This is a genomic window from Streptomyces sp. NPDC058812, assembly GCF_042744565.1.
Lineage (GTDB): Bacteria > Actinomycetota > Actinomycetes > Streptomycetales > Streptomycetaceae > Streptomyces > Streptomyces thinghirensis.
In genome coordinates, this window is the sequence record NZ_JBHYOB010000013.1 from 143,954 (window position 1) to 161,928 (window position 17,975).

17 protein-coding genes are annotated in these 17,975 nt (G+C 74.8%); 6 read left to right on the forward strand and 11 right to left on the reverse strand.

Annotated elements, in window-relative coordinates; all coding sequences use genetic code 11:
• Positions 1-2 precede the first annotated feature (2 nt).
• The 4 genes from ACFW48_RS25730 to crtI are packed head-to-tail and all read right to left on the reverse strand — an operon-like array spanning position 3 to position 4,063.
• Positions 3-494: an MSMEG_6728 family protein gene (locus ACFW48_RS25730; RefSeq protein WP_386318271.1), complete on the reverse strand. Its 492-nt coding sequence runs from the start codon at positions 492-494 to the stop codon at positions 3-5.
• 16 nt (positions 495-510) lie between these two features.
• Positions 511-1,545, reverse strand: coding sequence for a DUF5914 domain-containing protein (locus ACFW48_RS25735; protein ID WP_386318273.1), 1,035 nt, complete (start codon positions 1,543-1,545; stop codon positions 511-513).
• Positions 1,542-2,549: a phytoene/squalene synthase family protein gene (locus ACFW48_RS25740; protein WP_386318274.1), complete on the reverse strand. Its 1,008-nt coding sequence runs from the start codon at positions 2,547-2,549 to the stop codon at positions 1,542-1,544. The genes ACFW48_RS25735 and ACFW48_RS25740 overlap by 4 nt, the downstream gene beginning before the upstream one ends.
• Positions 2,546-4,063 carry a phytoene desaturase family protein gene (crtI, locus tag ACFW48_RS25745; RefSeq protein ID WP_386318276.1) on the reverse strand — a complete coding sequence of 506 codons (1,518 nt, stop codon included), beginning with the start codon at positions 4,061-4,063 and terminating at the stop codon, positions 2,546-2,548. Before crtI ends, ACFW48_RS25740 begins: the two co-directional genes overlap by 4 nt.
• 386 nt (positions 4,064-4,449) lie before the next feature.
• Between crtI and ACFW48_RS25750 the strand changes: the two genes are divergently transcribed.
• From ACFW48_RS25750 to ACFW48_RS25760, 3 genes are all read left to right on the forward strand, one after another.
• Entirely contained in the window at positions 4,450-5,652 is a 1,203-nt protein-coding gene (locus tag ACFW48_RS25750) for a lycopene cyclase family protein (RefSeq protein ID WP_386318278.1), read from the forward strand.
• 322 nt (positions 5,653-5,974) lie between these two features.
• The gene (locus ACFW48_RS25755; protein ID WP_386318280.1) at positions 5,975-6,769 is read left to right on the forward strand and encodes a methyltransferase domain-containing protein; all 795 of its coding nucleotides are present in this window, start codon (positions 5,975-5,977) and stop codon (positions 6,767-6,769) included.
• Positions 6,770-6,813: 44 nt separating this feature from the next.
• Positions 6,814-8,319, forward strand: coding sequence for an FAD-dependent oxidoreductase (locus ACFW48_RS25760; RefSeq protein WP_386318282.1), 1,506 nt, complete (start codon positions 6,814-6,816; stop codon positions 8,317-8,319).
• Positions 8,320-8,400: 81 nt separating this feature from the next.
• Here the strand turns inward: ACFW48_RS25760 and ACFW48_RS25765 are convergent, their stop codons facing one another.
• The 3 genes from ACFW48_RS25765 to ACFW48_RS25775 all read right to left on the reverse strand — a co-directional run bounded on the left by ACFW48_RS25765 (position 8,401) and on the right by ACFW48_RS25775 (position 11,485).
• On the reverse strand, positions 8,401-9,291 hold the full coding sequence (locus ACFW48_RS25765) for an SDR family oxidoreductase (protein WP_386318284.1): 891 nt from the start codon (positions 9,289-9,291) through the stop codon (positions 8,401-8,403).
• Positions 9,292-9,366: 75 nt separating this feature from the next.
• Positions 9,367-10,986 (reverse strand): phytoene desaturase family protein, encoded by a 1,620-nt coding sequence (locus ACFW48_RS25770; RefSeq protein ID WP_386318286.1) that lies wholly within the window; start codon positions 10,984-10,986, stop codon positions 9,367-9,369.
• Positions 10,979-11,485, reverse strand: a complete 507-nt coding sequence (locus ACFW48_RS25775; protein WP_386318288.1) for an SRPBCC family protein — start codon at positions 11,483-11,485, stop codon at positions 10,979-10,981. The genes ACFW48_RS25770 and ACFW48_RS25775 overlap by 8 nt, the downstream gene beginning before the upstream one ends.
• Before the next feature lie 260 nt (positions 11,486-11,745).
• Between ACFW48_RS25775 and ACFW48_RS25780 the strand changes: the two genes are divergently transcribed.
• On the forward strand, positions 11,746-12,909 hold the full coding sequence (locus ACFW48_RS25780) for a S1 family peptidase (RefSeq protein WP_383558439.1): 1,164 nt from the start codon (positions 11,746-11,748) through the stop codon (positions 12,907-12,909).
• A gap of 90 nt (positions 12,910-12,999) precedes the next feature.
• On the opposite strand, the gene ACFW48_RS25785 is transcribed toward ACFW48_RS25780, so the two are convergent.
• Positions 13,000-13,443 carry a hypothetical protein gene (locus ACFW48_RS25785; protein ID WP_386318289.1) on the reverse strand — a complete coding sequence of 148 codons (444 nt, stop codon included), beginning with the start codon at positions 13,441-13,443 and terminating at the stop codon, positions 13,000-13,002.
• A gap of 666 nt (positions 13,444-14,109) precedes the next feature.
• Between ACFW48_RS25785 and ACFW48_RS25790 the strand changes: the two genes are divergently transcribed.
• Positions 14,110-15,192, forward strand: a complete 1,083-nt coding sequence (locus tag ACFW48_RS25790; protein WP_386318290.1) for a hypothetical protein — start codon at positions 14,110-14,112, stop codon at positions 15,190-15,192.
• A 22-nt stretch (positions 15,193-15,214) separates the two neighbouring features.
• On the opposite strand, the gene ACFW48_RS25795 is transcribed toward ACFW48_RS25790, so the two are convergent.
• Complete coding sequence (locus ACFW48_RS25795) at positions 15,215-15,826, reverse strand: CAP domain-containing protein (protein WP_386318291.1); 612 nt, start codon at positions 15,824-15,826, stop codon at positions 15,215-15,217.
• A 181-nt stretch (positions 15,827-16,007) separates the two neighbouring features.
• Here ACFW48_RS25795 and ACFW48_RS25800 point away from each other — a divergent pair, with 181 nt between their 5' ends.
• Positions 16,008-16,250 carry a hypothetical protein gene (locus ACFW48_RS25800; protein WP_386318292.1) on the forward strand — a complete coding sequence of 81 codons (243 nt, stop codon included), beginning with the start codon at positions 16,008-16,010 and terminating at the stop codon, positions 16,248-16,250.
• Between the two features lie 50 nt (positions 16,251-16,300).
• On the opposite strand, the gene ACFW48_RS25805 is transcribed toward ACFW48_RS25800, so the two are convergent.
• Positions 16,301-17,065, reverse strand: a complete 765-nt coding sequence (locus ACFW48_RS25805) for an ABC transporter permease (RefSeq protein ID WP_386318294.1) — start codon at positions 17,063-17,065, stop codon at positions 16,301-16,303.
• Positions 17,062-17,937 (reverse strand): ABC transporter ATP-binding protein, encoded by an 876-nt coding sequence (locus tag ACFW48_RS25810; protein ID WP_386318296.1) that lies wholly within the window; start codon positions 17,935-17,937, stop codon positions 17,062-17,064. The genes ACFW48_RS25805 and ACFW48_RS25810 overlap by 4 nt, the downstream gene beginning before the upstream one ends.
• Positions 17,938-17,975: the final 38 nt, after the last annotated feature.

The window sequence follows — 17,975 nt, forward strand, 5'->3', positions numbered from 1 at the left end:
CCCTACTGGGCACCGCTCCCCGTCTCCCCGCGCTCCCGGTCCGAGGCCGGCCACACATAGGGCAGGTCGTCCGGGACCCCGGGAAACAGCTCGGCGTAGACCTCCGGCTCCTTGCGCACCAGCGCCGACCGGTGGCTGCGGTGGAAGGCCTCGTCCCCGAGCCAGGGCGGCAGTTCCCCGGCGTCCGCCAGCTCCGGCTGGTCCCGCACCGGCTCGTGCGGACGGCTCACGGCGAGCCCGGCGACGAGCGAGGCGGCGCAGCTGTCCTGGTGACCCTGCTCGCGCCAGACCCGGCAGACCTCCAGGCCGTACCGGACGAGGGCCTCCTCGTAACCCGTCCACATCCGCACCGCCGGATGCCGGCGCCAGCCGTAGCCGGGCACGGTCAGGCCGCGCAGCACCTGGAGCGCCTCGACCCGCTGTTTGCCCAGCCGGCGGCGGTCCAGGGCCAGCGCCGACTCCCGGAAGCCGGGGTGGGGGAGGAAGGTCTGCATGCCGGTGCTGCTCCGTTCAGCCGGGGAACTGGCCGCGCTCGCGCAGGTGTCCGCGGCGTTCGGCGTAGGCGAGGTCGTCGCGCCACAGACGGCCGGCGGCGGCGCGCATCAGCGGGCGCAGGGCCGGTGCCAGGCGGCGGGCCACGGGGAAGCCCGGCCGGTCCGAGGTGGCCAGCACCGCCTCGACGACCGCGGTGCGCGGTCGGCCGCCCCCGTCCGGACCCAGCGGCGTGGCATGGCTCTCCACGACGGACCCGGTGCCCTCGCCGTCGGTGATGCGCATGACGACGGTACGGGGCTCCGGAGCGGTGAACTCGGCCCGTACGGGCACGACGAGCCGGCCGGTGAGCCGGAAGGACACGTCCACGACGAAGCGGTCGTCGTCCTCGCCGACGCCCGCGGTTTCGCCGGATGTCTCGCCGGGCGTCTCGACGACGGTGAGGTCCACGAAGGAGTACGGGTGGAACCAGGCACCGTGCCACGGGTCGAGCCGGTTGGCGACGACGTCCTCGGGTTCGCAGATCCCGACGCCGCGCCAGACGGACGTCAGCGCCGTCGCCAACGGTGGCCTGCCGGGTACGAACGGCGCGACCGTCGGCGTCTCCTCCCCCACCGCGTCCAGCCGCACCCACACCAGTACGCCGTCGTCGTGCACCGGCAGCGGCTCCCAGCCGGCGAACGCGGCACCGTCCAGGGCCAGTCCGTGCCAGTGGCACACCAGCGTGCCGCACCGCACCGGACTGTCGGCCAGCGGGGCGCCGAGGTGGGGACACGCGCCGGGTCCGCCCACCAGACGCCCGTGCGCGTCGCGCCAGACGACGACCTCGACGCCGGCGACCGTGCCGGACAGCGGGCGGGTGGACCGCACCTCCGTACTCGCGCCGAGGACGTACCAGTTGCCCGAGGGGCGTGCCCGGGCGCGCTCGAGAGCCGCGGCGATGAGGGCGGGGCGGGCCTCGCGCCAGGTCGGCCGCTGCTTCTGCCAGGGGACGGGGCGGCGGCGCAGCCGTAGGGGAAAGCGGCCCCGGCGGGGGCTGGGGTCGTGCCTCATCCGGCCTCCTTCACGGAGCAGCCGTCGCTCCGGCACGGCATCGGCGGCGCCCCGCGAGCGGCGCCGCCCCGCGCCCTCAGCCGGGCGGACAGCACTCGTACGAGGCCGTCGGCGGCCACGGTCGCGCGACGGCGGCGGCGCACCACCGCGCGCCGGTGCAGTACCGCGTACCCGCCGTCCGCGATGGCGTCGAGGATGCCGCGGTAGAGGACGTACGCGGTACGGATGCAGGGGCGCGAGACCGGGTCCAGCATCGCCAGCCCGGGTGCGGCCTCGCGGTAGACGGCGCGGGTGAGGTCGTCGGCGGCCCGCAGCGCGGCGGTGATGCGGGGGTCGTGGCGGCCGGTGCGCCTGCTCCACAGCAGCAGGTCGCGCTGGACGCCGTGCGCGGCCAGCAGGTCCGCCGGGAGGTAGATCCGCCCCCGGTCCAGGTCCTCGCCCACGTCCCGCAGGAAGTTGGTCAGCTGGAAGGCGACGCCCAGCGCGGCGGCGTGCGGCGCGGCCCGGGCGCGGGCGGTCACGGTGCCGAGCACGGGGAGCATCTGCAGGCCGATGACGGCGGCCGAGCCGTGCATGTAGGCGCGCAGGTCGTCGTAGGTGGCGTAGTCGGTGACCGTGAGGTCGCTGCGCATGGAGGCCATGAAGTCGGTGAAGTGCGCCGGGTCGATGGCGTACCGGGCGGCTGTGTCGGCCAGGGCGGCCACCACGGGTTCGACGGCGGGCCCGGCATCGGTCAGCGCCTGCCGCAGCCGCTCCTCGAGCCGGGTGAGGGTCGCCGCGCGTTCGGCGGTCGTCGCCCGGGCCCCCATGTCGTCGACGATGTCGTCCGCCCACCGCGCGAATCCGTACAGGGCGTGCACGGCCGGCCTGCGGTCGGCGGGCAGGAGGCGGGTCGCCAGGAAGTAGGTGCGCCCGTGCCGGGCGTTGAGGTGCCGGCACCGGGTGTAGGCGGCGCGCAGCGCCGGGTCGGTGATGCCCGCCGCGTCCAGTTCACGGCGGGTCATCGGCGCCCGCCCTTCGTCGCCGTACGTCGTGCCGGTGTGCCGGTGATGCGGGCGGCGGCCAGCTTCCCGGAGATCAGCACGGTCGGCACGCCCACCCCGGGGGTGGTGCCGCAGCCCGCGAGGACCGCGTTGTCCGTGCCGCGCACGAGGTTGCGGGGACGGAAGGGACCCGTCTGGGCGAAGGTGTGGGCAACGGAGAACGGCGTGCCCGCGGCATGCCCCTGGGCGGTCCAGTCGGCGGGTGTCACCAGGCATTCCTCCTCGATGGCGGCGGCGAAGCCGGTCAGTCCCCGGTGTTCCAGGGTGGTGAGCAGACGGTCGCGGTAACGGGGCGCGAGGTCGGTCCAGGCCCGGGCGCCCGGGCCGATGTCGGTGTTGGGGCAGGGCGCGAGGACGTAGTGGAGGTGACGTCCCTCGGGGGCCAGGGTGGGGTCCCCGGCGGTGGGGCGGGTGATCAGCAGCGACGGGTCGGTCATCAGGGTGCCGGTCCGGGTCAGTTCGTCGAAGGTCCGGCGCCACGCGGCGCCGAAGGAGAGCGTGTGGTGGGCGAGGTGCGGCCAGGTACGGGTGGTGCCGGCGTGCAGGACGACGGCGGAGGGCGCGTGCCGCAGCCCGACCGGGCGGCGCGGGCGGCGGCCCAGCAGCCGGTGGACGACGGGCAGGTCGGGGGTGAGGACGACGGCGTCGCAGGGGATGCGTTCGTGAGCGGTGACGACGGCGGTGACCCGGTTTCCGGACCGTTCCAGGCGGGTGACGTCCTGTCCGAGGCGCAGGTCGGCACCGGCGTCGGCGGCGGCGTCCGCCATGGCCCGGGGCAGGGCGTGCATGCCTCCGCGGGGGAAGTAGACGCCGGCCACGGTGTCCATGTAGGCGATGACGGCGTAGGCGGCCAGCGCGCGGGCCGGGGCGACACCGGCGTACAGGGCCTGGAAGGAGAAGACCCGTTTCAGCCGTTCGTCCGTCAGGAAGCGTCCGATGCGCGCGTCCAGCCTGCCGAAGCCGCCGAGGGCGGCGAGTCTGGCCAGGTCGGGCGTGAGCAGGCCGAGCGGGGAGTCGAAGTTGGCGTCGATGAACCGGCGCATCTGCACGGCGTACAACCGCTGGAGCCAGGCGCGCAGCCGCCGGTATCCGGCCGCCTCCCGCGCCCCGGCGAACCGCTCCACCTCCGCCTCCATGGCGGCGGCGTCGGTGTGGACGTCCAGGGTGCCGCCGTCGGCGAAGCACGCCCGGTAGGCGGGGTGCAGGGGTAGGAGTTCGACGCGGTCGGCAAGCCGGTCGCCGACGGCGGCGAACGCCTCGTCGGCCAGATGGGGCATCGTCAGTACGGTCGGGCCCGTGTCGAGGCGGTAACCGCCGAACTCGCGCCGTCCGGCACGGCCGCCGGGCAGCGGGTCGCGTTCCACGACCGTCACCCGCCGTCCGGAGCCCAGCAGGTGCAGGGCGGCCGACAGGCCCGCGAGCCCCGCACCGACGACCACGACGTGGTCGGTGCGACCGGTCACCGTCCGCGTCATCGCGGGCCCTTGGCCGCGTGCGGCAGGTCCCGCGGCTTTTCCCGGCCGTCGTCGGCCGTGCTGGGGCGCATCCCGGGTCCTCTCGTCGTCGGCTGCGGCGCTGAGCCGTGTCGGGTACGTCGGCCGCTGCGGCTACTTCGACCGGGCGGCGCTCGGTGGATGCACCGTCCGGCGTCGGTCGCGGCGGGGTGACTCGGCGTCATGCCTTCCCCCTTCGCTGCCGGCACGACGCCGAAGGGGCCCGTTCCCGTCCGGCAGTCACCCGCCCGGCGGGCACCCGCCCCGGGCCGACCAGCGCGCCGTGCGTCCAAGGGCGGCACGGGGACGGAATACTCCGCCGGAACCGAGCCGTCGCACGCTCTTCGTACAGGCGGAAGGAGGTGGCCGTGGTCGAGGCGGACATCGTCGTCGTCGGTGCCGGGGCGGCAGGTCTCTCCCTGGCGCACCGGCTCCCGGCTCACTCACCGCACGGCGCGGCGCCCTCCGTCGTCCTGATCGATCCGCCGCCCGGCCCGCTGCGGGCACCGCGGCGCACCTGGTGCTTCTGGGAATCGGGCCCCGGCCGCTTCGACCCGGCGACGACGGCGTCGTGGGAGTGGCTGCGGGTGCGGAGCCGGGACGGGGCGGTGGTCCTGCGGCACATCGCGCCGGCCCGCTACAAGATGATCCGCTCGGACGACTTCGAGGCGCTGGTGGACCGTGACCTGAAGGAACGGAACGGGCTTCGGCGTCTGGAGGCCACCGTCGGCACGGTGACCACCCTGCCGGACGGGACCGCCTGGGTGCCAGCCACGGACGCCGCCGGGGCCGGCGTCGGCCTGCGCGCCCGCTGGGTCTTCGACTCCCGCCCGCCCGACCGCCTGCCGCCCGCCCGCACCCGCCTCCTCCAGCACTTCCGCGGCTGGTTCGTCCGCACCGAGCGGCCGGTCTTCGACCCGGCGGTGGTCGACCTGATGGACTTCCGCACCAGGCAGCCGGAGCGCGGCCTGTCCTTCGGCTACGTGCTCCCGACCGGGCGGCACACCGCGCTGGTCGAGTACACCGAGTTCGGCCCGGCGCCACTGACGTCCGCCGCGTACGACAGCGCCCTGGAGGACTACACGCGCCGCGTCCTGCGGACCGGTGCCACGGAGGTCCTGTCGACTGAGCAGGGGGTGATCCCGATGACCGACGCCGTGTTCGAGCGGCGGGCGGAGGGCTCCGGTGCCGTTTTCCGGATCGGGGTGGCGGGCGGGGCGACGCGCGCGTCCACCGGCTACACGTTCGCCGCCGTGCAGCGGCAGTCCGACGCCGTCGCCCGCGCCGTGCGCGCGGGCCGCCGCCCGGTACCGCCGCCCCCGCACCCGGTGCGCGCCCGGCTGATGGACGCGGTGCTGCTGCGCGCGCTGGACACCGGCCGGGTGGACGGCCCCGACTTCTTCTTCCGGCTGTTCGACCGCGTACCCGCCGGCCGGCTGCTGCGCTTCCTCGACGGTCGGTCCCGGCTGTACGAGGACCTCGCGGTCGGGGTGCGCACCCCCGCCCTGCCGATGCTGCGCACGGCGGCCGAGCTGCCGTGGCTGCCGCGCCGCCACACCTCCGTCCGTTGAGCGGGACCCGTCCGTACGCGACCCGTCCGCGCACAACCTGCCGGCGGGTCCCGGCCCGAGAGCAATCCGCCCGGGAGCACCCCCCGTTCCGTGAACGCCACCGTTCCGTGAACGCCACCGCCCGCGAGCGCCACCCGTCCGTGAGCACCACCGTTCCGCGAGCGCCACCCGTCCGTGAGCACCACCGTTCCGTAAGCACCACACGTCCGTGAGCACCACTCGTCCGTGTGCGCCAACCGCCCCGTGAGCACCACCCGTCCGTGAGCACCACACGTTCCGCGAGCACCACCCGTTCCGTGAGCCACCTGCCCCGGGAGTCCCGATGTCGTCCTTGCTGCGCGACGCCGCGCTGACCGCCGCCTTCGACCATGGCGCCGACCGCTACGACCGCCTGGTCGCGCTCAACCCGGGCTACCACGCGCAGTTGCGCCGCTCCGCCCGCCGGCTCGGCCTCGCGGACGGCGGCGCCGGACGCCGGGTGCTGGACCTGGGCTGTGGCACTGGCGCGTCGACGGCGGCGCTGGCCGCGGCCTTCCCCGCCGCGGAGATCGTCGGGGTGGACGCCTCGGCGGGCATGCTGGACCGGGCCCGGGCCAAGCACTGGCCGTCGCGAGTGCGCTTCGTACACGCCCCGGCGGAGGAACTTCACCGGGCCGAGGTGCACGGGCCCTTCGACGCGGTGCTCGCCGCCTACCTCTTCCGCAACGTGACCGATCCCGACGCCGTCCTGCGCACGGTGCACCGGCTGCTGGCTCCCGGCGGCAGGCTGGCGGTGCACGAGTACGCGCTCGGCGGGCGGCGCGTGGACCGTCTGGTGTGGGCCGCGGTCTGCCGGGGCGTCGTCCTGCCGCTGGGCACGGCCACGGGCGACCGCGACCTCTACCGGCACCTGTGGCGCAGCGTCGTGGCGTTCGACACCGCGCCGGCGTTCGGGGCGCGGTTGGGCCGGGCCGGGTTCGAACGGGTCCGGGTCCTCCCGTTGCCCGGCTGGCAGACGGGCATCACCCACACCTTCCTCGGCAGCCGCGCCGGCGCGGAGGCAGGCGGTGCGCGGACGGGCGGGGCCGGGACGGGCCGGGCGCGGACGGGCGGCACGCGGACCGGCGGTGCCTGGTGAGCCGGGGCGGTGGGGTGCGGCCTCCGGGGCGGGATCGCCGCGCCGTGGCCGTCGCTCCCCGGGCCGGGCGGGGGCGGGTGGCCGGTGATCCGCCGTCCGTGGCGGTGATCGGCGGCGGCATCGCGGGCCTGGCGGCGGCGACCGCCCTGGCGGAACGGGGGGTACGCGTCGTGCTCCACGAACGCGAGGCCGTGCTCGGCGGCCGGGTCGCCGGCTGGCCGGTCGACCTGCCCGACGGCACGCCCGCCACGATGAGCCGGGGCTTCCACGCCTTCTTCCGCCAGTACTACAACCTGCGGAGCCTGCTGCGCCGTTCCGACCCCGCGCTGGGAATGCTGACCGGTCTGCCGGACTATCCGCTGTGGCACAGCAGCGGGCTGCGCGACGGATTCCGCCGGGTACCGCGCACTCCCCCGTTCAGCGCCCTCGGTTTCGTCGCCCTGAGCCCCAGCTTCGGTCTGTGGGACCTGCCGGCCATGCGGCCCGCCGCGGCCCTGCCGCTCCTCGACGTCCGTACGCGCCGCGTCCACGAACAACTGGACGACCTCAGCGCCCACGACTTCCTCGACGCCGTGGGCTTCCCCGCGGCCGCGCGGCATCTGGCCTTCGAGGTGTTCTCCCGCAGCTTCTTCGCGGACCCGCGGGAGCTGTCGGCCGCGGAGATGGCGCTGATGTTCCACATCTACTTCCTCGGCTCCAGCGAGGGTCTGCTGTTCGACGTCCCCCGCGAGCCGTTCCCGCGGGCGCTGTGGGATCCGCTCGCGGAGCGACTGACGCGGCACGGGGCCGAGGTGCGGACGAGCACGTCCGTCGAGGCGGTCCGGCCCGGCCCGTCCGGCGGTCACCTGGTGGTGGACGCCGCCGGTGCCCGGCCGTACGACGCCGTCGTGCTCGCTCTGGACACCGGCGGTCTGAAGGGCGTGGTGGACCGTTCACCGCACCTCGGTGACGCCGGGTGGCGCCGGCGGGTGGCACGGCTACGGACCGCTCCGCCGTTCCTGGTCTCCCGGCTGTGGCTGGACCGTCCGGTCGCGTCCGGCAGGCCCGGTTTCCTCGGCACCAGCGGCTACGGCTCGCTGGACAATGTCAGTGTGCTGTCCCAGTGGGAGGGCGAGGCGGGCCGCTGGGCCGCCCGCACCGGAGGTTCGGTCGTCGAACTCCACGCCTACGCCCTGCCCTCGACGGCCGTCCGGGAGGTCGAGGAGAAGCGCCTCGTCGGTCAGTTGCACCAGGTGTACCCGGAGACCCGCGAGGCCCGGGTCGTGGCCGCACGGCACGAGTGGCGGGCGGACTGCCCGCTGTTCACCGTCGGCGGCTACCGCGACCGTCCGACGGTCCGCACCCCCGACCCGGCCGTCGTCGTCGCCGGGGACCTGGTCCGTACGGATCTGCCCGTGGCCCTGATGGAACGCGCCGCCACCTCCGGTTTCCTCGCCGCCAACGCCCTGCTGGAGCGGTGGGGCGTACGGGGGGAGACGCTGTGGACGGTGCCTGACCAGGGACGGTCGGCACTGCTGCGTACCGTGGCGCGACGGTTCGGGGCGCGCTGACATACGCGGGGCCCAGCGGCGCGTCGCCCCACCGGAAGGGCCACGCAACGGACCGGCCCCGGGGGCGGCACCGCGTAGCCCCTACGGCTTTACGCCCCCCGTTTCCTCCACCGCGCGGTCGGCCCGCCCGCCCGCGCCGAGCGGACCGGTGGGGCCCATGGCGCCCTCGGCCTCCAGCCGTGGCAGTGCGCGGCGGGACAGCCGCAGGACCACGGGCGGCAGGGCCGTGCGCCCCACCTGTGCCAGGCGCAGCCAGCCGGGCACGTACACGGCGGTGCGGCGGCGCTCCACGGCGCGCACCAGCCGGTCGGCGGCGTAGTCCGCCGGGAAGGTGCGGCGGGCCGGAGCCGGCATGTGTGCCCGCAACTCGCGCAGGACGGCGTACCGGTCGGCGTCGCGGATCATGTCGGTGTCGAGCCAGTTGAGGTAGGCGATGCCCACGGCGATCCCGTGGTGGGCCACCTCGGCGCGCAGTGAGTGGGTGAAGGCCTCCACGCCCGCCTTGGAGGCGCAGTAGGCGCTCATCATGGGGGCGGCGCCGAGCGAGGCCAGCGAGGCGATCTGCAGGTGGTATCCGGCGGTGCGGAGCAGGTCCGGCAGGAACGCGCGGGCCGTGTGGGCGCTGCCGGTCAGGTTCACGTCGACGACGCGGCGCCACTCGGCCGGGTCCGACGTGGCGAACGGGCCGCCTTCCGCGATGCCCGCGTTCGCCACCACGACCGACGGCGGCCCCAGGCGCCCGCGGACCTCACCGGCCGCGTCGTCCAGCGCGGCGGGGTCCGTGACGTCGGCCTCGACCGCGAACGCCGGAGTCGGCAGGTCTGCCGCCACGGCGTCCAGTAGCGACTTCTCGTGGCCGAGCAGCGCGATCCGGGCACCTCGGCGGGCGCACGCGCGTGCCAGGGCGGCGCCCAGTCCGCGTGCGGCGCCGGTCACCACGACGGTGCGGTTGTGGAGGGGGCTGTCTGTCACCGGTCGGCCCTTCCTCGGGGAAGACGTGGGCGGTCGAACGCGGCCGGTCGCACACGGCCGGTCGCACACGGCCGGTCACCGCTTGTCGCCGGTGCGGTCGCGTCGGGTGAGGGCACGCTGTACCCGCGCGAGCCCGGCGAACCGGTGCTGACGCAGCGCGGCGCGCGCGGCGTTGGCGCCCGGCGCCCCGTGCACCCCGCCGCCCGGATGGGCGCCCGCGGAGGCGAGGAAGAGGCCGGCCACCGGGGTCTCCGGCCGTCCGGTGCCGGGCACGGGCCGGAAGACGAGTTGCTGGTGAAGGGCCGTGGTGCCGCCGTTGATGGCGCCGCCCTCCAGGTTGGCGTTCATGTCCTGGAGCGTCGGCGGGGCCAGTACGCGCCGGGCCCGGATCAGTGACCGGAAGCCGGGCGCGAAGCGTTCCACCTGGCGCTCGACGCGGTCGGCCATGATTTCCTGCTCCCCGCTGTCCCAGCTGCCGGTGATGCCCCCCTCGCCCGCGTCGGCCCCGATGTCGTGGGGGACGTGGGTGTAGGCCCAGGCGGACTCCGTGCCGCGCGGTGAACGGGTCGGGTCCGTGGTCGTCATCTGGCCGAACAGCGCGAAGGGACGGTCGGGGACCTGCCGCATGGCGATCTGGGCGGCGAACCGGGTCAGCTCGTCGAGACCGTCCGCCAGATGGACGGTCCCGGCCCGCGCCGCGTCCTCGCACCGCCAGGGCACGGGGCCGTCCAGCGCCCAGTCCACCTTGAAGGTGGCGAAGTCCCACTGGAAGCGCCGCAGATCGGCGAGTACTTGGTCCGGCAGGTCCTCGGGGGCGACGAGATCGCCGTAGAGGGCGGGCACGGACACGTCCGCGAGGACGGCGCGCCGGGCGGCGACCGTCTCCCCGCCGGCCGTGCGGACACCCACCGCGCGCCGGTCACGCACCAGGACGTGCTCGACGCGCCGCCCGCAGCGCAGGGAGCCGCCCCGGGCCCGCAGCCGGTGGACCAGGGCCGCGGTGAGGGCGCCGGCGCCGCCGACCGGCACGGGAAAGCCGTAGGTCTGTCCGAGCATGGACATCAGCCAGCCGAAACCGCCGCTCCCGGCGGCCTCCGGCGCGAGGTCGGCGTGCAGGGCGTTGCCGGCCAGGAGCAGTTTGCCGCCCTCGCCGCGGAACTCCTCCTCGCCCATGCGCCGCACCGGCAGCACCAGGGTGCGCGCCAGCCGCAGTCCGCCCCCGCCGCGCAGCCGCAGGGCCAGCCGGGCGCCGGCCCGGACCGGGGGGAAGGGGGTGAAGAGGGCGTCCAGGATGTCGGCCCGGTATCGGTCCCACACCTCGTGCAGGCGGTCCCAGGCGGCGCCGTCCCCGGGCGCGAAGGCGTCGAGGGAGGCGGCGGTGGTGCCGACGTCGCGGTCGAGGACGGCGCACGTGCCGTCGGTCAGGGGGTGGGCCAGCACGTGGGGGGCGTGCGCCCAGCGCAGCCCGTGGTCCTCCAACCGCAGTCCGGCGAGGACCGGGGAAGCTGCGGCGAGCGGGTAGAAGGAGCTGAACAGGTCGTTGACGAAGCCGGGGGCGACCTCGCTGTCGTGGCGCACCGCCCCGCCCGGCTCGGGCTGCTCCTCCAGGACCTCCACGCTCCAGCCGGCGTCCGCCAGCAGGTTCGCCGCCACCAGCCCGTTGGGGCCGGCCCCGATCACGACGGCGTCAGGCACGGCCGGCTCCGGGTCCGAAGGCCACGGACCCGGTCGACTCCGCCTGGTCCGGCCGGCACTCTCCACCGGCCTCGGACTCGCACAGATTCGCGAGCCGGGCGAGCATCGCACGGTGCCGCACCTGGATCAGCGCCTCGACACCCACGTTGTGCAGCAGTCCGCCGGGGCCGCGCAGTGGGTGTTCGTCCACGATCACCAGGCACTGCTCGCCCCAGGGACGCAGCTCGATGGCGATCCGGGCCGTGCCGAGCCTGCCCGCCTTCGCCTCCAGCTCCAGCACGGAGCCCTCCACACAGTGCCGGACCACCGACTCGTTGTTCAGTCGCGCCGGCCCGAGCCGCACCTCGTAGGCGATCGTCGCGCCGACCTGCGGCCACTGCCCGGCCTTGGGGGTGACGGCCGACGGGCCCACCACCCACTCCACGTACCGGTCGCCGTCCGCGAGGACATCCCACACCGCCGCCGGGCTCGCCTGGATCAACCGATGCCGAATCGCCACGCGTGCCTCCCACATCCAGAAGCCGTCACTGCAAGGACGCAGCACTGAGTGCCCCGTCCGGGACCGGCCAACCGGGGCAGGCTCCTCCGCCCCCGCCATGCCATCCCCCACCGCCCGGCGAACAAGCTCCCCGGAAAGCCCCTGCATTGGCATGGACCTGACCTTGCACGGTGGCTAAGCTCGAAACAAACCCGATGAGAGCGCTCTCAGACCGCGGTTGTTCCACCCCCACCTTGCTGGAACGACGAAGGGCAACTCCCGTGAGACGCAGCAGACTCAGGCACCTCGGCCTGGCCACCCTCCTCGTGCTCGGCAGCCTCACCGCCGTCGGCACGCTGCCCGCCTCGGCGGCCGACTCCCCCACCGACTCCGTCAAGGACCCCGCCGCTTCCGCGGGTCTTCTGGACGCCATGCAGCGGGACCTCGGCCTCACCCGGGCCGAGGCCGAGGACCGGCTCGCGGCCGAACGCCGCGCCACCGACCTCGCGCCCACGGCACGCAGGGCCGCCGGGGACGCCTTCGGCGGCTCCTGGTTCGACGCCGGTCGCGGGCGACTGACCGTGGCCGTCACCCCGGAGGCGTCGCCCGCGACGGTCCGGGCCGTCGGCGCCACCGGTGCGCACGTCCGCACCGTCGAACACAGCGCACGGCAGCTCGACGCCGCCAAGACGCGCATCGACCGCCTGGACGCGCCCGCCGGCGTCAGCAGCTGGCACGTCGACCCGGCCGCCAACGCGGTGGTCGTCGACGTGGTCGCGGGCAAACGGGCTGACAACGATGTCCAGCGCTTTGTGACCCGGGCCCGCGAGGCCGGTCCGGTCACGGTGCGCACGGTGTCGTCGGCCCCGCGGACCTTCGCGGCGGGCACGGTCGGCGGCGACCCGTACTACACCGGCAACGTCCGCTGCTCCATCGGCTTCTCGGTGCACGGCGGGTTCGTCACCGCCGGGCACTGCGGCGGTGCGGGAGGGGCGGTCCGCGGCTGGGACGGCTCGCACATCGGAACGTTCCAGGGCTCGTCGTTCCCGGGCAACGACTACGCCTGGGTCAGCGTGGGCAGCGGCTGGTGGACGGTGCCGGTCGTGCTCGGCTGGGGCACGGTCTCCGACCAGCTGGTGCGCGGCTCGAACGAGGCACCCGTCGGCGCCTCGATCTGCCGCTCCGGCTCCACCACCCACTGGCACTGCGGCACCGTGCTGGCCAAGAACGAGACGGTCAACTACAGCCAGGGCGCGGTGCACCAGATGACGAAAACCAGCGTCTGCGCCGAGGGCGGCGACTCGGGCGGCTCCTTCATCAGCGGCGACCAGGCGCAGGGCGTCACCTCGGGCGGCTGGGGCAACTGCTCCAGCGGCGGGGAGACCTGGTTCCAGCCCGTCAACGAGATCCTGAACCGCTATGGGCTGACCCTGCACACGGCCTGACCCGGGGACGGAGGGGAGGGCTTCGCCGGGTGACCGGCGGGGTCCTCCCCCGACCGGCGGGGCTCCGCCTCGACCGGCGGTCGCGCGCGGTCAGAAGTCGCGCGCTCCGGCGCCCGGCTCCGGTGCGTCGGGTCCGGTCGCCGTGGTCAGTCGGCGGTAGGCGGCCCGGGCATGGACCAGGCGGGCCAGTGCCGTGCCGACGAGGGCCGCGACGAGCAGACAGCCCAGCCAGACCGCGTCCCGCCGGGCGGCCCACGTCAGCGTGCCGGCGGGCGGGATGGCGAAGCCGTTGAGGGACACCCAGCAGAGGACGGCGGTCCCGGGGGCGGCCGTGAACCGGGCGCAGAGCCCGAGCAGGGCCGCCAGCAGGGAGAGCACGGCCAGCGCGAGTCCGGGGCGGCCCGAGCCCACGGTGCCGTTGCGAAGGGCCACCAGGGCGAGGGCGCCGCCGAAGGCCCCGACCCACACAAGCGGAGCCGCGACCGGCCGGGGAACGGGCCTGGCACCGCTGCCCAGGGGCACCCACTCGATCATGCTGACGGCTCCTTCCGGTCCCGGACGGCTCCGACCACGCCGTCGGACACCGGCCCTGCGGGCAGATCGTCCCGCCGAGGTGCCCCGCGACGTACCGGCCGGGGTGCTGGCCGGGGCTCGCCGGGCACCGCCGCGACCGTACCCGCCTGCCCCGGCCCTCCGAAGACCCCCGTACCCACCGTCGTCCGAACCGCCGGGCCTCTGCCCTGCCCTGCCATTCGGCTTCCGCGTGCTCCGCGGGGCGCGGCGTCACGCCACGGTCACACGCCGGGCCGGGGGCGCGCCATCGGGGGCGACACCCATGACCTCCGGGCGTCGACACCCATCATCGGCCCGGGGCGCGCGTCGCCCGGCGGCCGAGGAGGTCGCCCGCTGGGCGGCCGACGGGGGTGCGCCGCGGCCGACTCGGGGATCCCGGCCGCGGCACACCCTGCCGCCCCGGTGCGGGAGGAATGCGCACCGGGGCATGCCCTGCGGCTTCCCCGGGCCGGCACCGTGACACTGCGCCGTGCGAGTGACGGTCACGGCCGGTCAACCCGCGCGGCGCCCCAACCCTTTCGGCTGACAGCCGCCGCCCGGCGGGCATGGCCTGTCGCCATTCGATCGACCGGTTCTCCATGATCTTGAGCGAATTGCCGACCCTTTATCCGGAAGGTGCGTGTTGCCATGGGATCCCCCGCATCCCGCGTATCCGGCGTGGAATTGCCGCCGGTCTTCTGTCCTTTCGAGTCCGCCATTCACCCCCGCGTCCGGCAGGTCGAGAAACGAGCAGTGGAATGGATCGGCGACAGCGGCATGTGTGCCACCGAACGGGAGCGCGCCTGGGCCGTGGCGACGCACAGCGCCGACTTCTTCGCCCGGTTCGTCCCGGTCGCGGACGACGACCGGCTGCTGGCGGCGGCCCTGTGGGTGTACTGGGGTTTCGCCTTCGACGACGCCCGCTGCGACAGCGGACCGCTCAGCAGCCGGCCCGCGCAGTTCAACGCGCTGGCGGGCCAGGTGCAGCGGGCCTGCGAGACGGATTCGGCCGCGGGCACGGACCGGTTCGTCGGCGCCCTGCAGGACATCATGCGCCGTTTCCGCGGCTTCGCCCCGCCCACGCAGGTGGCCCGGTTCACGCACGCCCACCGCGCCTGGCTGTCCGGCGTGGCCTGGCAGATCGGCAACCAGGCGGCCGGCCGCATGCCGGGCCTGGACGACTTCCTGGCGATGCGGCTGCTGTCGTCGGGCGGCGAGCCGACCTTCGCCCTGCTGGAACTGGCGACGGGCGCCGAGGTCCCCGACCGTGAACTGCACCGGCCTGCCGTCCGCGCGCTGACCGAGATGGCCATCCTCGTGGCCGCCCTGGACAACGACCGGCACTCGCTGCACAAGGAGTTGGCGGGCGGTCAGGCCGACCAGAACCTGTACACGGTGCTGATGCAGGAGCGGTCCTGCCCGCTCCAGGACGCGGTGACGGCCGGCACGGGGCTGCGGGACCGGGTTCTGCTGCGGTTCGTGCGGCTCCACGACCGGGTCCGGCCGACGGCGAGCGGCGAACTCGCCGGCTATCTCCAGGGGCTGCGGTACGGCATCCGCGGCAACAACGAGTGGGGGCTACGGGTGCCGCGCTACCTGAGCGGCGGGCACTGGCCGGACGAGATGGACGACACGCTGCTGTCCTGGGCCGACGAGCCGTCAGACGACGGTCCGGGGCCGGTGGAAGGCGCCCCGTCCGTCGCCTGGTGGTGGGACCCGGACCTCGCCTGACGCCTCGGCACGTGCGGACGCCTCACCGGCCCGAGGCCAGGTCGAGGGTCCACCAGGGGCCGCCGGCGCCCTTCGCCCTGCCGACGCCCGCGTGGGTGTAGCGGCAGGTGAGGAGGATGTCGCGGTGCGGGGCGCTGCGCATCCACGCGGCGACCGCGGCCTCCGCGGTGTCGGACCCGGCGGTGACGTTCTCGCCGGCGGACCCCACCCGGTAGCCGGCGGCCCGCATCCGGTCGGCGGGGCTGCTGCCGTCGGCTCCGGTGTGGGTCAGCCGGCGGCTTCGCGCCATCGCGGCACTGTGCTTCCGGGCGGCCCTGCTCAGCGCCGCGTGCAGCCGCACGGGAGAGCAGCCGGCCTTCTTCCGCTGCCGGTTGACTGCGGCGACCATGCGGTCGTCCACCGCGCCGGGGCGACCCGCCTGCGGCCGGGACCCCTCGGAGGCGGCCGGGCCGGACGCCGCCGGCCCGGGCGCGGACTGCCACCGGCCCGGCTCGGGCACCGGCCACAGGGGCGCCCGGTAGGGGGCGGGCGGGGTCGGTGCGGGCGGCGGCCCGGCCCAGGCGGGCACCGCGGCGACCTGCAGGGCGGTGAGGACCGCGCAGAGGACGAGCGTCGTCCGCCGCATCCCGGTCATATTGATTGCACCTTTCTCTTTCCGATACTGCTTCAGTGACGTTCATCGCGTTTTCTGCTGGTGTATCCACCGCTTCATTCGGGGGAATTCGGCCTTTCGCTGGCGGCTCGGGGAAGCCGTACTGGCTAGGCTTGCAATTGCCCACTCCCCCTCATTTTGTGAATCATTTCGGAGGTTTTTCATGTCGCTTTCACTGCGCCGCGCCGTCGTGGTGTCCTTGGCCGCTCTGGCCCTGACGGCGGGCGGGGCCGTGTCGGCCGCCAGTGCCGCTCCGGTGTCGGCTCCGGCCGTCACCTCGCCCGGCCCCGGCGGTGGTGGTGGCGGGTACAACGGTGGCCACGAGCCGCCGATGCACTTCGGCCCGTTCGAGATCCCGAAGTTCGGCAGTGTCTCCGGCGGCTTCTCCTGGGGTCTGGCGCGCTAGCCGGACCAGGCAGCAGGGGTACGCGGGTGAGGGCCGTCGGTGGACGGCCCTCATCGTCGTTTGAGCGTGGCGGCGCTGGCCACGAGCACCACGACCACGCATACGAGGATCAGCACCGCGTCCCGGACGAACAGCCCGGTGACGCCGTCGTGCGTGGCCGCCTCGCCCGCGGCCTGCACCGCGTACGTCATCGGCATCGCCCGGGCCAACGCCGCCAGCGCGCCGTGCATCTCCTCCCGGGGCACGAACAGCCCGCACACCAGGAACTGGGGCAGGACTCCGGCCGGCAGGAACTGCACCGCCTGGAACTCGTTGCGGGCGAAGGCGCTCACCAACAGGCCGAGGGCCAGGCCCAGCAGGGCACCGAGCATGGCGATGACCATCAGCAGATAGGCGGGACCCTTGATGTCCAGGCCCAGCGGGCCCACCGCGAGCAGCGTGGACAGCACCGCCTGGAGGAGCGCCAGGAACGCGAACGCGAGGCTGTAGCCGAGGACGATGTCCAGCCGCCGTACCGGCATGGTCAGCAGCCGCTCCGCGGTGCCGGAGGTGCGTTCCCTGAGCGTCGACACGGAGGCCACCAGGTACATCACGATGACCGGGAAGATCCCGAAGACCTGGGGCCCGACCCGTTCGAAGGTCTCCTCGGAGTCGTGGAACATCAGCTTGAGCAGCACCATGAGCATGCAGGGAATGCCCAGCAGCAGGGCGGTGCTGCCGCGGTCGCGGGAGATCTGCTGCAGCACCCGTACCGCGGTCGCGGAGGTGATGCCGGGTGAGAACGGCAGCCGGTCGGTCAGGTGGGTGGCAGTCATGTGAGGGTGTCCGCGGCGAAGAAGGTGCGTTCGGCGTCGGGCGCGCCGGGCTGGTCGAGCAGGTGGGGCGAGAGGCCGTCGACGGCGTCGTGCTGCCTGGCCCGCGCCTCGGCCGCGGCCGCCGCCCGGACGAGGTGCAGGAACGCCTCCTCGACCTCGTCGCAGCCGGTGTGTTCGAGCAGGCTGTTCCGGTCGGCGCTGGCCAGGAGCCGGCCCGAGCGCATCAGCAGCAGCCGGTCGCAGCGGTCGGCCTCGTCCATGACGTGGCTGGAGACCAGCAGCGTGGTGCCCTCCTCGGCGAGCCGCTGGAAGACCAGCCACAGCTCCCGGCGCACCATCGGGTCGAGGCCGACCGTCGGTTCGTCCATCACCAGCAGGTCGGGGCGGTTCAGCAGGGCCACGGCGAGGGAGACGCGCGAGTACTGACCGCCCGACAGCCGGGTGACCGGCTGGTCGGCGTACGCCACGAGGTCCACCTCTTTCACGACGCGGACCACGGCGTCCTCCCGGTGCCAGCCCCGCATGCCGAGGGCGGCGGCGAAGTACCGCAGGTTCTCCAGGACCGTCAGGTCCGCGTACACGGAGGGCGCCTGGGTGACGTAGCCGACGCGGGTGCGCAGCGGCCAGGCACCCGCCGCGTGGCCGAGCACCTGGACATGGCCGCCACTGGGCTGCTGGACGCCGACCACGCAGCGCAGCAGGGTGGTCTTGCCGCAGCCGCTCGGGCCCAGCAGGCCGACGATGCGTCCGCGGGGGATGGTGAAACTGACGTTGCGCAGCACCGGTTGGGTCCCCCGGGCCACCTGCAGCCCGTAGGCGGCCACGGCCGGGAAGTCGCCCGGAGGCGTTGCGCTGTGCTCGGTGTGCTGCACGGCTCCACTGTGTTTCGTCGGATCGGGCCTCGGCGGGC

What these genes read in the sequence shown, in the direction of transcription:
- ACFW48_RS25730 (WP_386318271.1), bottom strand. Translation starts at nt 494, where the DNA reads ATGCAGACCTTCCTCCCCCACCCCGGCTTCCGGGAGTCGGCGCTGGCC.
- ACFW48_RS25735 (WP_386318273.1), bottom strand. Translation starts at nt 1,545, where the DNA reads ATGAGGCACGACCCCAGCCCCCGCCGGGGCCGCTTTCCCCTACGGCTG.
- ACFW48_RS25740 (WP_386318274.1), bottom strand. Translation starts at nt 2,549, where the DNA reads ATGACCCGCCGTGAACTGGACGCGGCGGGCATCACCGACCCGGCGCTG.
- crtI (WP_386318276.1), bottom strand. Translation starts at nt 4,063, where the DNA reads ATGACGCGGACGGTGACCGGTCGCACCGACCACGTCGTGGTCGTCGGT.
- ACFW48_RS25755 (WP_386318280.1), top strand. Translation starts at nt 5,975, where the DNA reads ATGTCGTCCTTGCTGCGCGACGCCGCGCTGACCGCCGCCTTCGACCAT.
- ACFW48_RS25785 (WP_386318289.1), bottom strand. Translation starts at nt 13,443, where the DNA reads ATGATCGAGTGGGTGCCCCTGGGCAGCGGTGCCAGGCCCGTTCCCCGG.
- ACFW48_RS25790 (WP_386318290.1), top strand. Translation starts at nt 14,110, where the DNA reads ATGGGATCCCCCGCATCCCGCGTATCCGGCGTGGAATTGCCGCCGGTC.
- ACFW48_RS25795 (WP_386318291.1), bottom strand. Translation starts at nt 15,826, where the DNA reads ATGACCGGGATGCGGCGGACGACGCTCGTCCTCTGCGCGGTCCTCACC.
- ACFW48_RS25800 (WP_386318292.1), top strand. Translation starts at nt 16,008, where the DNA reads ATGTCGCTTTCACTGCGCCGCGCCGTCGTGGTGTCCTTGGCCGCTCTG.
- ACFW48_RS25805 (WP_386318294.1), bottom strand. Translation starts at nt 17,065, where the DNA reads ATGACTGCCACCCACCTGACCGACCGGCTGCCGTTCTCACCCGGCATC.